This is a genomic window from Novosphingobium sp. FKTRR1, from assembly GCF_020404405.1.
Lineage (GTDB): Bacteria > Pseudomonadota > Alphaproteobacteria > Sphingomonadales > Sphingomonadaceae > Novosphingobium.
In genome coordinates this window covers 1-14,346 of record NZ_JAIZDA010000034.1, presented here as the reverse complement: position 1 = coordinate 14,346, position 14,346 = coordinate 1, and the positions used below count along the sequence as shown (strand labels likewise).

The 14,346-nt window shown below is 61.9% G+C and carries 15 protein-coding genes; all 15 read left to right on the top strand.

Features of this window, described 5'->3' with window-relative positions:
• The first annotated feature begins 250 nt into the window (after nt 1–250).
• The gene (locus LDN95_RS19835; RefSeq protein WP_226019287.1) at nt 251–2,653 is read left to right on the top strand and encodes a TonB-dependent receptor; all 2,403 of its coding nucleotides are present in this window, start codon (nt 251–253) and stop codon (nt 2,651–2,653) included.
• Between the two features lie 184 nt (nt 2,654–2,837).
• Complete coding sequence (locus LDN95_RS19830) at nt 2,838–3,974, top strand: cobalamin-independent methionine synthase II family protein (RefSeq protein ID WP_226019286.1); 1,137 nt, start codon at nt 2,838–2,840, stop codon at nt 3,972–3,974.
• Between the two features lie 14 nt (nt 3,975–3,988).
• A complete protein-coding gene (locus LDN95_RS19825) occupies nt 3,989–4,843 on the top strand; it encodes a phosphodiesterase (protein ID WP_124811530.1) in 855 nt (284 codons plus the stop codon).
• Nucleotides 4,840–5,967: an isopenicillin N synthase family oxygenase gene (locus LDN95_RS19820; protein WP_212742242.1), complete on the top strand. Its 1,128-nt coding sequence runs from the start codon at nt 4,840–4,842 to the stop codon at nt 5,965–5,967. Before LDN95_RS19825 ends, LDN95_RS19820 begins: the two co-directional genes overlap by 4 nt.
• 143 nt (nt 5,968–6,110) lie before the next feature.
• The gene (locus LDN95_RS19815; protein WP_198356566.1) at nt 6,111–6,944 is read left to right on the top strand and encodes an IS5 family transposase; all 834 of its coding nucleotides are present in this window, start codon (nt 6,111–6,113) and stop codon (nt 6,942–6,944) included.
• A gap of 43 nt (nt 6,945–6,987) precedes the next feature.
• A complete protein-coding gene (locus tag LDN95_RS19810) occupies nt 6,988–8,130 on the top strand; it encodes an alpha-D-ribose 1-methylphosphonate 5-triphosphate diphosphatase (RefSeq protein WP_124811486.1) in 1,143 nt (380 codons plus the stop codon).
• Nucleotides 8,131–8,181: 51 nt separating this feature from the next.
• A complete protein-coding gene (gene phnG / locus LDN95_RS19805) occupies nt 8,182–8,658 on the top strand; it encodes a phosphonate C-P lyase system protein PhnG (protein ID WP_124811485.1) in 477 nt (158 codons plus the stop codon).
• Nucleotides 8,655–9,272, top strand: coding sequence for a phosphonate C-P lyase system protein PhnH (gene phnH, locus LDN95_RS19800; RefSeq protein WP_124811484.1), 618 nt, complete (start codon nt 8,655–8,657; stop codon nt 9,270–9,272). Before phnG ends, phnH begins: the two co-directional genes overlap by 4 nt.
• Nucleotide 9,273: 1 nt before the next feature.
• On the top strand, nt 9,274–10,383 hold the full coding sequence (locus LDN95_RS19795; protein WP_124811483.1) for a carbon-phosphorus lyase complex subunit PhnI: 1,110 nt from the start codon (nt 9,274–9,276) through the stop codon (nt 10,381–10,383).
• Nucleotides 10,380–11,273 (top strand): alpha-D-ribose 1-methylphosphonate 5-phosphate C-P-lyase PhnJ, encoded by an 894-nt coding sequence (locus tag LDN95_RS19790; RefSeq protein WP_124811482.1) that lies wholly within the window; start codon nt 10,380–10,382, stop codon nt 11,271–11,273. Before LDN95_RS19795 ends, LDN95_RS19790 begins: the two co-directional genes overlap by 4 nt.
• Nucleotides 11,270–12,064, top strand: coding sequence for a phosphonate C-P lyase system protein PhnK (gene phnK / locus LDN95_RS19785; RefSeq protein ID WP_124811481.1), 795 nt, complete (start codon nt 11,270–11,272; stop codon nt 12,062–12,064). The genes LDN95_RS19790 and phnK overlap by 4 nt, the downstream gene beginning before the upstream one ends.
• Before the next feature lie 13 nt (nt 12,065–12,077).
• On the top strand, nt 12,078–12,791 hold the full coding sequence (phnL, locus tag LDN95_RS19780) for a phosphonate C-P lyase system protein PhnL (RefSeq protein ID WP_124811480.1): 714 nt from the start codon (nt 12,078–12,080) through the stop codon (nt 12,789–12,791).
• The gene (locus LDN95_RS19775) at nt 12,788–13,477 is read left to right on the top strand and encodes a DUF1045 domain-containing protein (protein ID WP_124811479.1); all 690 of its coding nucleotides are present in this window, start codon (nt 12,788–12,790) and stop codon (nt 13,475–13,477) included. The genes phnL and LDN95_RS19775 overlap by 4 nt, the downstream gene beginning before the upstream one ends.
• Nucleotides 13,474–14,058, top strand: coding sequence for a phosphonate metabolism protein/1,5-bisphosphokinase (PRPP-forming) PhnN (gene phnN, locus LDN95_RS23355; protein WP_212742240.1), 585 nt, complete (start codon nt 13,474–13,476; stop codon nt 14,056–14,058). Before LDN95_RS19775 ends, phnN begins: the two co-directional genes overlap by 4 nt.
• Nucleotides 14,055–14,261, top strand: a complete 207-nt coding sequence (locus LDN95_RS23350) for a GntR family transcriptional regulator (protein WP_226019285.1) — start codon at nt 14,055–14,057, stop codon at nt 14,259–14,261. Before phnN ends, LDN95_RS23350 begins: the two co-directional genes overlap by 4 nt.
• Nucleotides 14,262–14,346: the final 85 nt, after the last annotated feature.

Below are 14,346 nucleotides of genomic sequence, written 5' to 3'. Positions count from 1 at the left end.
GACCTTTAGTTGTTCGTCGAAGGTTGGCTGGTAAAACTCGCGGAAATCTGCGGACTTTTGCGAACGTCTGACCTGCGATCGTCAAATCATTCGGATGAATTTTTCCCCATGTCGTGAAACTATCATAATCCAACACTAGCGGGACATTCGAATGTTTCAGGGATGTCCCGGCGCGCAGGCCGGGGCGGGCCGGGGGCACGGTCAGCTGCGCGGACCAATCGGTTCAAACATGGATTTCACGAGGGTTCAAATGACTGTTTCCGCAACCGAATTGCTGGAGCGCTACGACTCCACCACAAATAAGTCGCACTATTCATCCGAACGAGTTTTCGGCGCCCGTCGCGCCAGCCTCCTTGGCGCGGCCTGCATCGTGGCTCTTGGCATTTGCGCTCAGCCAGCCATCGCAGACGAAGCCGCCGCTGACAGCGATGGCTCCGATATCGTCGTGACGGCAACCAAGCGCCGTGAAGAGATCTCGAAGGTGCCTATCAGCGTCGAGGCCTACAATCCCGAAGCGCTGGAAAAATCAGCCATCCGCAGCGTGTCCGACCTCGCCCAGATGACGCCGGGCGTCCAGTTCGACAAGTCGGCCGGATACTATGGCGGCGGTGCGCTGACCAACATCGCCATCCGGGGCATCAACTCGTCCGTCGGTCACTCCACGACCGGTATCTATATCGACGATACCCCGATCCAGGCGCGTGCCACGTGGATTTCGGGCTTCGGCAATCCTCTGCCCCTGATGTTCGATGTGGATCACGTCGAAGTCGACCGCGGCCCCCAGGGCACGCTGTTTGGCGCAGGCGCAGAAGGCGGTGCGCTGCGCTTCATCAGCCCTGAGCCCGGTCTCGATCATTACACGGGTATGGCGCGTACCGAGCTCTCGTTCACGCAGGGCGGCAGCCCAAGCTACGAAGCCGGCGCCGCGCTCGGCGGGCCCATTGTCAATGACAAGCTCGGGTTCCGGGTCAGCGGTTGGTATCGCCACGACGGCGGTTACATCGACCGGGTCGATCCGTTCAACCTGAAGACCGTGCAGGCGAACTCGAATTTCTCCGACTCCTATGCGCTTCGCGCTGCAGTGACAGCAGCACCGACGGAGTGGCTGAAGATCACGCCGTCGATCTACTTCCAGAAGGTCAATACGAACGACAGCGCTGCGTACTACGAGTACCTTTCCGATCCGAGCGAAGGCAAGTTCAAGAACGGGCGTCTTCTGCGTCAGCCTAACCAAGATCAGTTCGTGCTTCCCTCGCTGAAGCTCGAAGCCGATTTAGGCGGTGTTACGTTGACCTCGGTCAGCTCGTACCTCGACCGCAAGGGCAGCGTGCTCGCTGACATCACCAGCTTCTATGGCGCGGTAACTGTCGGTTATGGCAACCCGATGGGCCTCGCCTATCCCGCGCGCCAAACCGACGCGGCCTGGAAGGATGTCACCACCTCGCTGCACCAGTTCACGCAGGAAGTGCGTCTTTCCTCCTCGAACCCGGATGCTGCGCTAAAGTGGACCGTTGGTGCATTCTACTCCGACAGCACCCAGCACGACACCCACGTTTCGATCGACCCGTATTTTTCAGCCTACCTCGGCATGGATCCCTACGTGTCCCTGTTCACCGGCAGCCTCTACTCCTACGACAAGCAGATCGCAGGTTTCGGTCAGGTCGATTGGGAAGTGGTCAAGGGCCTGACGCTGACGGCAGGCGCTCGTATCGCGAGCACCAAATCGAGCTTCTACCAGGAGCAGAGCGGCTACTGGACCGGCGGCCTGTTCCCGGTTTCGAGCGGCAAGAACCACGAGAAGCCATTCGCCCCCAAGGTGGGCGTGACCTATCATGCCAGCCCGAACCTCATGCTCTATGCATCGGCCGGCAAGGGCTACCGCGTCGGCGGCACCAACATCCCGATCCCGCTGCAGACCGAAGAGGGCGGCGTTGGCTGCACGGTTCCCTCGACGCCGGCCTCCTTCAAGGCGGATTCGGTCTGGAGCTACGAAGCCGGTCTGAAGGGCAAGCTGTTCGGCGGCCGTCTGGGCGTGGACGCCAACGCCTTCCATATCGACTGGAACGACATCCAGCAGGGTGTCTATATCCCGAACTGCGGCTACACCTACACGACCAACGCCGGCAAGGCTGAGGTCAACGGCTTCAATCTCACCCTCAATGCCAAGGTGACCGACGCGTTCAAGCTGGGCGTGTCCGCCAGCTACACGGGCACCCGCATGAAGGAGACGATCGAGCAGTACGGCGTCATCCTGAACACCAAGGGCGATGTCATCGGCTCACCGCCCTGGGTCAATTCGCCCTGGGACCTGCGCGCCACCGCGGAATATACCTTCGTCCTGCCCGGCGACATCGATGGCTATCTGCGTGCAGAAGATGTCTTCCACAGCCGTAATCCGGGACCGTTCAACTCGCAGAACCCGGCATCGCCGGTGCTCTACAAGCCCGACATCCCGGCAAACCCGGCGACTAACCAGCTCAACCTGCGTGCAGGCGTGAACTGGCAGAACGTCGATATCGCGCTCTTCATGACCAACGCGCTGAACGCCCATCCGGCACTTGGCCGCTACCAGGACCTGGTGGGATCGGATCTCTTCACTGACACCACCTTCCGGCCCCGCACGATCGGCATGTCGGCATCGAAGCGGTTCTAAGTTCAATAATCACGGTCGGATCGGCGCTTGTCGATCCGACCTCTTAACCCGATTGCCGCCCAGATTTGCTAAGCATGATCTCGCAATGGGCGCTGGTCGATCAAAACGTTCACAGTGAGCGCACAAGCGCGAAGACCTGCCGGGTTGCTCAGGAACAGGTCTGCAAAATGCTCAGGAGTATGACATGAAGATCAGCACCGATCGCATTCTCACCACCCATGTTGGCAGCTTGCCGCGTCCGGCAAGCCTGGAAGCCAAGCTGCTGGCACGCGAACGCGGCGAACTCGACGCCGCATCGCTTGACGCGATGCCCGATGAAATCACGACTGCGGTTCGCGACGTGGTGAAGCGGCAGGCCGATCTTGGCATCTCCATCGTCGACGACGGCGAGATGAGCAAATACGCCTATGCAACTTATGCGCGTGACCGCATGACCGGCCTCACCGGCGTCGATCACCCGCTGGCCCTGTCCGAGCTCACCGAATTCCCCGAGTTCGCCAGCAAGATCGTGATGGAAATCAAGACCCCGACCTGCGTCGGCCCGCTCTCCTATCATGGCGATGAGCATGTCGCGTCCGACATCAACAACCTGAAGGCCGCGCTTGAAGGCGTCGCGGTTGAGGACGCGTTCATGAATGCCTCTTCGCCAGGCATCATGGCGCATTACATGCCCAATAAGTTTTACGCGACGCAGGAGGAATACCTCTACGCGCTCGCAGACACGATGAAGCGGGAGTACGACGCCATCGTCGCCTCCGGCCTTCTCCTTCAGATCGACTGTCCCGAACTCGCGCTTGGCCGGCATTTCCGCGCGCAGCCGATGGAAGTCGCGGACTTCCGTAAGGAAGTCGCACTTCACGTCGAAGTGCTCAACCACGCCCTGCGCGACATTCCGGCCGACCGTCTGCGTCTGCACTTGTGCTGGGGTAACTACGAATCGCCCCACCACCACGACATCGACCTGCACGAAATCTTCGACCTGATCGTGACCGCCAAGCCGATGGCGATCCTGCTCGAAGCGGCCAACCCGCGCCATTCCCACGAATGGAGCCTGTTCAAGGAGACGCCGCTTCCCGAGGACAAGGTGATCGTGCCTGGCGTCATCGACACCTGCACGAACTATATCGAGCACCCGGAAGTGGTGGCGCAGCGTATCGAGCAATACGCCAATCTGGTGGGCCGCGAACGCGTGATCGCCGGTACAGACTGCGGGTTTGCAACCTTCGCCTCCTTCCATGCCGTCGATCCGGCAATTGGCTGGCGTAAGCTCGAAGCGATGGTTCAGGGCGCCGAGATCGCCTCGCGCCGCCTGTGGCGCTGAGCGAGACCCGTAAGATGAAAATCATCCAGATTACGGATTTGCACCTTGTTCCCAAAGGGCGAAGTCTGTTCGAAAACGATCCCGGCGTGCGGCTTGAGGCCTGCATCGCCGATATCGCTGCCAACCACGCTGATGCCGACTTGTGTGTCATTACCGGCGACCTGGCCCATCATGGCGAGCACGGCGCATACATCCGCCTGCGAGAAGCGCTAGAAGCGCTGCCGGTGCCCGTCCGCCTGGTTATCGGCAATCACGACGCCCGTGACGAGTTTCTCCAGGTGTTTCCCGAAGAGCCAACCGACGCAGATGGTTTCGTTCAGTCTTTCATCGACACCGACGCCGGGCGCCTCCTGTTCCTCGACACCAAGAAGGCGACCGGGCACGCAGGCGCCTATTGCGCAAAGCGACAGGCATGGCTGAAGGCGCGGCTTGAAGAGGCAGCGGGTCGTCCATGCTACCTGTTCATGCATCACCATCCGCTGCCCGTGAACCTGCGCGCGGTCGACGAGATCATGCTCGAGGATCCGGACGCCTTTGCAAAGGTGCTTGAAGGACACGATATCCGGCACATCTTCTTCGGCCACGTGCACCGGCCGATCGCAGGGAGCTGGCGCGGCATTCCCTTCACTACCCTGCGCGGCCTCAACCACCAACTCTGGCTCGACTTCACCATCGAGCGCGGCATCCCCTGCAGCATGGAGCCGCCGGCCTATGCCATCGCATTCCTGCAAGGCGGAGCCGTCATCGTTCACACCCACGACTTTCTCGATGCCAGCCCGAAGTACATGTACGATCCAGACCTCCCCGTGGAGCAGCAGGTCGTTCGTATGGCGCCGCGCGAGACCCGCATCACGGACAACGCCCAGTGACTGTCACCCAACTCCCCGATCCGGTGCTCCAGCGCACCAACGAGTTCACGTCGGCGGAAGCTGTGTCGACGAGCCAGTTGCCCTTCCTTGATCTGTCACTCCTGTATGGCAGCCAGGAGGACCGTCAGCAGCTGGTCGGCGAATTGCGCGAGATCCTTTTCGATCATGGCTTTTTCTATCTTCGTGGTCACGGCGTCAGGCCCGACCTCATCTCGCAGGCCCTGACGGCATCGAGGATGTTCTTTGCCTTGCCGCGCGAGGCCAAGCTCGAAATCGACATCGTCAAATCGGCCCAATTCCGCGGCTACACCCGTATCGGCGGTGAACTGACCGGCGGCCGACAGGATTGGCGCGAGCAGGTCGATTTCGACCGCGAGGAGGACTTCGCCGAGATTGGTCCGGACACGCCCGCATGGAAGCGGACGATTGGCCCTAACCAGTGGCCCTCGGCAATGCCCAGCCTGAAGCCGATCATCACGACGTACCAGGCCGAAGTGACCCGCGTCGCGATCGATTTGCTGAAAGCCATCGCACTTGCTCTCGGGCAACCGGAAGGTGCTTTCGAGCCGCTCTACAAATCGGCTCCGCGTCAGCACCTGAAGATCGTTCGCTATCCCGGCCGTGATGTGGCCCGCTCTGAACAGGGCGTCGGGGCGCACAAGGACGGCGGTCTCGTGACGATCCTGCTCCAGGACAGCACCGAGGGTCTCCGTGTCCAGCGCCAGGATGGCAGCTGGGTCGAAGCACCACCGATCCCGGGCACCTTTGTCGTGAACACCGGGGAATTGCTCGAGCTTGCAACGGATGGTTTCGTGCGCGCAGACGTCCATGCAGCGGTGACACCGCCTTCCGGAATCGTTCGGTACTCCATCCCGTTCTTTCTTGGTGCCAGCCACGAAGGACATATCCCTCTCATCGACCTCCCGCCCGAACTCAAGGCGGTCGCCCGCGGCGTGAGCTCTGACCCGGCCAACCCGCTGTTCCGCAGCGTCGGTGAGAACCACCTGAAGGCGCGTATCCGTTCGCATCCCGATGTTGCGCGGGCCCATTACGGTGACCTGATCGATCCCGATGCCGCCACAAGCGCTAAGGCAACGCAAACCCATGGGGTTAATGATGTCTAGACATCTAGGTTCAATCACGCTTTCGTTTGCATTCGCAGAGACGCTGAATGCAAGTTGTCTCCCTAAGAGCCCGAGCGGAAAGTAGTTGAGCGATATCAGCAGGATGTGATTCACCGTCGTTGTCGAGACGAATGGAGAAGCACATGGCCTGGACTGATACCGCCCGGCGGCAGCATATGCGCAATGGGCCGGGCTACCCAAGCGATTTACGCGACGGGGAATGGGCGCTGATCGAGCCTTTGTTGCCACCGGCTCGCAGTGGTGGGCGGCCGCGGACAACGCGCCTGCGCGCGGTGATGGACGCGATCTTGTACATAGCGTCGAGCGGTTGTGCATGGCGCATGTTGCCCAAATGCTTTCCACCGATCTCGACAGTGCGCGGTTATTTCTACGGCTGGCGGGACAGTGGCCTGCTCACGACAATCAACCATCTTCTGGCGATGACAGCGCGCCAGCAGGTTGGCCGGGAGGCGAGCCCGACGGCGGGCGTGATCGACAGCCAGTCGGTCAAAACGACGGAAAGCGGCGGCGTTTCCGGCTACGATGCGGGCAAGAAGATCAAGGGCCGCAAGCGGCACATCCTCACCGACACCTGCGGATTTTTGATCTTCATCCTCGTCCATGCCGCCGACATCCAGGATCGCGATGGCGCGCCCGATGTCCTCAAAGCCGTCCGCTTCCGGTTCCCCTGGCTGCGGCACGTCTTCGCCGATGGCGGCTATGCAGGCAGCAAACTCAAGGACGCGCTCAAGGGCCACGGCAGGTGGACGCTCGAAATCATCAAGCGATCGGATACCGCCAAAGGCTTCGAGATCTTGCCGCGCCGATGGGTGGTCGAACGCACATTCGCATGGCTGGGCCGGTGCCGCCGTCTGGCCAAAGACTGGGAGCGATCCATCGAAAGCTCCACCGCATGGGCCACCGTGGCCAGCATCCGCATGCTCACCCGCAGGATCGCAACATTCTCAAACCATTGAGAAACTTTTGAATCGGGCTCTAAGGTCTCGAAAGGCCCCTTGAATGGCTGATCTGCTCACAAACGCCCAACTGGTTCTGGCCGACCGCGTCGTCACGGGCAGCATCCGCCTTGACGGCGCGCAAATCGCTGCCGTCGAACCAGAGGCGACACTCGCAGTCCCGGGCGAAGACCTGGAAGGCGACTTCTTGCTGCCGGGGCTGATCGACCTTCACACCGACAATATCGAGCGCCACTTCCGTCCGCGCCCTCGCGTGACCTGGCCGTTCCCGATCGGATCGGTTCTGACGCACGACTGGGAACTCCTCGGCGCCGGTATCACCACGGTTGTCGATTCACTCGCGCTCGGCGACTACGATGGCGATGGTGCCCGTGCAGCCATGCTTGACGGAGCGATCAGCAGTCTGAAAGCGGCGCGCGACGCCGGCTTGCTGAAGGCTGAGCACTACCTTCACTTGCGCTGCGAGCTTGCCGATCCCGGTGTCCTCGAGTTTGCGAGAGGCAGGCTGGCAGACCCAACCGTCCGCCTCATCAGCCTCATGGATCACACGCCCGGCCAGCGCCAATGGCGCAACCTGGACATCTACCGCGAATACTACCGCAAAAAGCATGCGCGGGTCTGGAATGATGAAGAGTTTGCAGCGCATCTCGAAGTCTGCCGGAACAACCAGCAGACCCATACCCCCCGTAGCCGCGATGCAATCCTTGCAGAGGCTGCCCTTCATGGCCTGCCCCTGGCGAGCCATGACGATACCACTGTCGAGGATGTCGACCAGTCGCACACGTACGGCGTGGGTATCTGCGAGTTTCCGACCACGCTCGAAGCGGCCCAGCGCGCTCACGATCATGGGATGAAGAACGTCATGGGCGCGCCAAACGTCGTTCTTGGCAAGTCCCACTCGGGCAATGTCAGCGCAATCGAACTTGCGCACGCCGGTCTCGTCGACATCCTTAGCTCGGACTATGTGCCCTCGAGCATGCTGCAGGCCATCTTCAAGCTGGCTGGCATGGGCTTCGACCTGGCCAAGGTGGTCGCGATGGGCTCGCTGGCACCCGCACAGGCGCTTCGTTTCGACGATCGCGGCTCCATCGCTCCTAGCCTTCGTGCCGATCTTTTGCGCGTCCGGGTGGTCGATGGCCTGCCAGTGATCCGAAACATCTGGATCGGTGGCCGACGCATCCTGTGATCCGTGGGAGCAGGACTCCCAGCACTTCCTTTCTCGATGGAATTCTCAACGATGGAAAACGCCCTACCTCAAGGGACCGGTGCGGATACCGCGCGCGCGGATTGGATCGGCATCCTCTCGCGCGCCCGTGCCGACGACGTGGAAAATCTGGCCGCTGCTCATCTTGCCGACGTGGATTTCGAATGGCTTCGCGCTCCGCACGTCGGACTGGTCATGGTCCGCGGCCGGGCCGGTGGCACCGGCGCGCAGTTCAACCTTGGCGAAATGACGGTCACGCGTTGCTCGGTGCGCCTGCCCGACGGGGCTGTCGGACACGGCTATGCTTCGGGCCGCAGCCGCAGGCAGGCGGAACTGGCTGCTCTGCTTGATGCACGCCTTCAGCAGCATGAGTTGCAAGCGACCTTGCTCGAACAGGTGATCGAGCCGCTGCGCAAGGTCGAAAGCGACCGTCGCCTTCTCGCGAGCCGCAAGGCCGCAGCAACCAAAGTCGAGTTCTTCACGATGGTTCGCGGAGACAACCTGTCATGACACAGCACGCCTTCACCCCGCCCGCAAGTGCAAGCCTCCTGCCAGGCTTCGCCGATCCGGTCTTCGACTCCCAGGCGACATTCCGCGCGATCATGACGGCGACCGCCTATCCGGGGCGCGTCATCACGCTCGATCAGAACCAGCAAGCTCCCGAGCCGCTCTCCAGCGCGACCGGCGCACTGGCGCTGACATTGCTCGATGGCGAAACCTCCGTTTGGCTCGCTCCGTCGGCTGCGGGAGAAGCAGTCAGGACCTGGCTTGGGTTCCACACGGGAGTCCCGGTCAGTGGGGAGGCCGACGTTGCGCGGTTTGCGGTCGTTTCCGATCCTTCTGAAATGCCCGGCCTGACCGCCTTTGCTCAGGGGACTGACGAATATCCTGATCGTTCGACGACCCTGATTATCCAGGTCTCCTCACTCGATCAGGGGCCGCCACGGACCTGGCGCGGGCCGGGTATCAAGGGGGAGCGATCGGTCGCCATCGATGGCCTGCCGGACAGCTTCTGGTCGGACTGGGATCTCAACCGGGAGCTCTATCCCGCCGGCGTCGACATCTTCTTCACATGCGGCAGCGCGATGGTCGGTCTGCCGCGTACCATTACCGTGGAGATCTGACATGGCTTATGTGGCCGTAAAGGGTGGCGAGCAGGCCATCCGCAACTCCCACCGGCTGATCGCCGAAACCCGCCGGGGTTCCCCTGACGTCAACGAACTTGGCCTCGACCAGATCAGCGAGCAGCTCGATCTCGCGGTCGACCGAGTAATGACGGAAGGCTCCATCTACGACCGCGAACTCGCGGCGCTCGCGCTGAAGCAGGCGCGAGGCGATACGGTCGAGGCGGTATTCCTGTTGCGCGCATACCGCACGACCCTGCCGCGTATCGCGACCTCGGAAGCGGTCGATACAGCGGCAATGGCCGTCCGACGTCGCGTGTCTGCGATCTTCAAGGATATCCCCGGCGGCCAGGTGCTGGGACCAACCTACGACTACACCCACCGTCTGCTGGACTTCGCACTCGCCGCCGAGGGTGATCCGGAAACAGCTGTCCTTGCCGATGAACCGCTCGATCAGGTTGTCCCGCGGGTAATCGACGTGCTGGACGGGGAAGGCATCATCGAGCCGGAAATCCCGGTGCCTCAGGATGACGTCTTCGATCTGACACGCGAACCGATGTCGTTCCCCGCTGGCCGCGACCAACGCCTTCAGAGCCTCGCACGCGCTGATGAGGGCATGCTGCTCGGCCTCGCCTATTCGACGATGCGAGGATACGGCAACGCTCACCCCTTCGTCGGCGAGATGCGCCTTGGCGAAATTCTGGTCGAGATCGTGCCGGAGGAGCTTGGCTTCCCGGTGGCGGTAGCCGAAGTCACCGTGACCGAATGCCAGATGGTCAACCAGTTCCAGGGCAGCGAGACTGTCCCTCCGCAGTTTTCACGCGGTTACGGTCTCGCTTTCGGCCACTGCGAACGCAAAGCCATGTCCATGGCTCTGGTAGACCGGGCCCTGCGGGCCCCTGAATTCGGCGAGAGCGTCCGCTACCCGGCGCAGGACGAGGAATTCGTCCTTTCGCATGCCGACAACGTCGAGGCGAGCGGCTTCGTATCGCACCTGAAGCTGCCCCACTATGTTGACTTCCAGGCTGAGATCCAGCTGGTCCGCCAACTGCGCGCCGAGCGCGACGCCGCGCGAACCAGCACCAGCGAAAACAAGGAACCGGCGCAATGACCGCGCGCACCCACGAAATCGAAGGCGAAGGCTACAACTTCGCCTACCTCGATGAACAGACAAAGCGAATGATCCGACGTTCGCTGATAAAAGCTCTCTCCATTCCCGGCTACCAGGTGCCGTTCGGAGGGCGCGAGATGCCGCTCGCCTATGGCTGGGGTACGGGCGGCATGCAGATCACCGCCGCAGTGATCGGTCCTGAAGACCGCCTGAAGGTTATCGACCAGGGCGCTGACGATACCGTGAATGCGGTGTCGATCCGACGCTTCTTCGAGACCGTCACCGACGTTGCCGTCACCGACAAGGTCGATGAAGCAACCATCGTTCAGACCCGCCACCGCATCCCGGAAACGCCGCTGCGCGAAGAGCAGCTCATCGTCTACCAGGTTCCGCAGCCCGAGCCACTGCGCATGATCGAGCCTCGCGAGACCGAAGTGCGCAAGATGCACGCCTACGCAGAATATGGCGCCATGCAGGTCACCCTGTTCGAGGATATTGCCCACTACGGGCGTATCACGCGCAGCTACGACTACCCTACGATCGCAAATGGCCGCCATCTCATGGCACCGTCACCCATTCCCAAGTTCGACAATCCGAAAATGGAAATGAACCCGGCGATCCAGCTGTTCGGCGCTGGTCGCGAACGCCGCATCTACGCGGTCCCGCCTTACACCTCGGTCCGAAGCCTCGATTTCGACGACTATCCCTTCGAGGTGCAGCAGTGGGAGGGAAGCTGCTCGCTCTGCGGCTCCTCCGAAAGCTATCTCGATGAGATCATCACCGACGACAAGGGCTCACGCATGTTCGTGTGTTCGGACACCGATTTCTGCAACGAACGTCAGGCGCGTCAGACCGATATGCCTGTTTCCATCGAGGAGAACGTACGATGACCGGTGCAGCTGAACACAAGCGCCGAGCGCTGTTCGAAGTCTCCAATCTTTCGAAGTCCTACGGCGGCCAGATCGGGTGCGAGGATATTTCCTTCGCCCTCTACCCCGGCGAAGTTCTCGGCATCGTCGGCGAGTCCGGCTCGGGCAAGTCCACTCTCCTGGGCTGCCTTTCCGGCCGCCTCACCCCCGATGCGGGGACGATCACCTACGATGTCAAGGACCGGGGCCCGACCGATGTGCTCGGGCTGTCCGAGCCAGAGCGTCGCCGTCTGGCCCGGACGGACTGGGGCATGGTCCACCAGCACGCGCGTGACGGTTTGCGCATGGACATCAGCGCGGGAGGCAACATCGGCGAACGGCTAATGGCGGTGGGCAATCGTCATTACGGCGACATCCGCGAGGAAGCGCAGGACTGGCTGACCAAGGTTGAGATCGACCTTTCCCGGACCAACGACAAGCCGATGTTCTTCTCCGGCGGCATGCAGCAGCGCCTGCAGATCGCCAGAAACCTCGTCACGCAGCCACGGCTCGTCTTCATGGACGAGCCAACCGGGGGCCTTGATGTTTCCGTGCAGGCTCGTCTGCTCGACCTCCTGCGCGGGCTTGTCCGGGAAATCGGGGTCGCTGTGATCCTGGTCACACATGACCTTGCGGTCGTTCGCCTGCTTGCCGATCGACTGATGGTGATGCAGCGTGGCCGGGTCATCGAGCAGGGGCTGACCGATCAGGTCCTCGACGATCCCCACCATCCGTACACCCAGCTGCTCGTTTCATCTGTGCTTCAGGCCTGAGGAGATCACCACCATGAGCGTCCTGCTCCAGGCCCGTGGCCTTACCAAGACTTTCACTCTTCACACCCAGGGCGGTGTGCAAATACCCGTTTTCAACGATGTCGCTTTCGACGTTTCTGCTGGCGAATGCGTTTGCCTCCACGGTCCTTCGGGCGCCGGCAAGTCGACCCTGCTGCGTTCCCTCTACGCGAATTACAAGCTCGACGCTGGCGAAATCCTGATCGCCGCCGACGATCGGGCGATCGACCTGGTGGCGGCGCAGCCTTGGGAAATCGTTGAGCTTCGCCGTCGTACGATCGGCTACGTCAGCCAGTTCCTGAGGGTGATCCCGCGCGTGTCCACTCTGGACGTCGTTACGGAGCCAGCGCGCGCGGCCGGTGTTGACAAGGACGAAGCGACCCGCCGGGCAAAATCGCTGCTCTCTCGGCTCAACATTCCCGAACGTCTCTGGTCGTTGGCACCAGCGACCTTCTCGGGAGGCGAGCAGCAGCGCGTGAACATTGCCCGCGGATTTGTCGTTGAGTACCCGGTCCTGCTTCTGGACGAGCCAACGGCATCGCTCGATGCCGCGAACCGCAAGACGGTCGCTGCGCTCATTCGCGAAGCCAAAGCACGCGGCGCTGCGGTGGTCGGGATCTTCCACGATGAGGAAGTGCGTGATGCCGTCGCCGATCGCCTGTTCGAGGTGGGTCAGGCGAGCAAGCGTCTTTCCGAGGTCGCGGCATGACGGTAGTCCAGCCCCGCTACGCGATCTACTTTACGCCGCCAGTGGACCACCCACTGACACAGGCCGCCGTCGCGTGGCTGGGCCGCGATGCTTTCGACCCCGCTAATACCCCCGCCATCGTCCATCGCGATGCCAGCCTTACGACCGAGCCCCGTCGATACGGTTTTCACGCAACGCTCAAGGCCCCGTTTCGACTGGCCCCTGAAGCGCGGATCGAGGATTTCGAAGCCGCCGTTGCACGGTTCGCAGCAACCCATCGCCCGTTCCCGGTTGTGCCACTTCGCCTGGAACAGATCGGTGGCTTCTACGCTCTCGTGCCCGATGCGCCTTGCCCCGCGTTAAACGACTTTGCTGGCGCAGTCGTCGGCGCCTTTGATGGCTTTCGCGCGCCACCGACGGATGATGAGCTTGCTCGGCGCAAGCAAGCTGATCTCGACGACGTTGAAACGGCCCATCTCGAACGCTGGGGCTATCCCTATGTGTTCGAGCGCTTTCGCTTCCATATGACGCTGTCGAACCGTGTCACCGGGGAGGAGGCGTCAAGCATTGAGCCGGAACTACGGGACCGGTTCGACGCTCTGGCGAGAAACGGGATACTCATCGATGCACTCGCCCTGTTCGAAGAGAGCGAGCCCGGGGCCGACTTTCACGTCCGATCCTATTTCCAGTTGGGAGCAGGCTTGTGAGACCTGGGCGCCTCCTACTGGTCGTCGGCCCCAGCGGCGTCGGCAAGGACACGCTGCTCGATTACGCGCGGACCAAGCTTGCCAGCGACCCGCGCATCCGTTTCGTACGTCGCGTCATCACACGAGCGGCTTCGCCGGGAGAGGATCATGAACCCATTGATGACCAGGCATTCGACCAACGCTCCGCGCGCGGGGAGTTTGCCCTTCAATGGGACGCCCATGGCCTGAGATATGGCATTCCAGCGGCGATCGAAGGTTGGCTGGCCCGCGGCGATACCGTGGTCGTCAACGGCTCGCGCCGCATCATCCGCGATGCACGCAGAGTCTATCCCTCACTCGAGGTTATCGGCATTAGCGCTTCTGAACAGGCCATCGCGGAGCGGCTCGCGCAACGCGGCCGGGAAGATGAGGCCGCGATCGGTGCGCGCCTCGCACGTAGCAGGACAATGGCCTTTGATGTCGGAGATGCCTTGATGATCGACAATTCGGGCGAAATCCCAGTGGCAGGCGAAGCGCTTGTCGCGGCTCTCGCTCGTCGAGAATGCCTTGATGGCGCGGTTCAAGAAGGCTGCAAGTCGTGAAGCGCTGGGAAGCGATTCGACTTTCACTCCTGCAGGACATGCGGGGCGGTGCCTTTTGCCCTGGCGACAAGCTGCCTGCCGATTCCGAACTTGCCGCCAGGTTCGGCGTGAACCGGCATACAGTCCGTCAGGCCATCCGCACCCTCGAAACGGAGGGGACGGTGTTCTCGCTAAGTAGAGAAGTCACAATCTGCGCCATATAGAAATGTCACAGGTTGGGGAACAGCAGGGGCTGCGTGGAGCCATCGACACAGCGCAGCGCAGACCCTGCTGATGCGCTGACCTTGG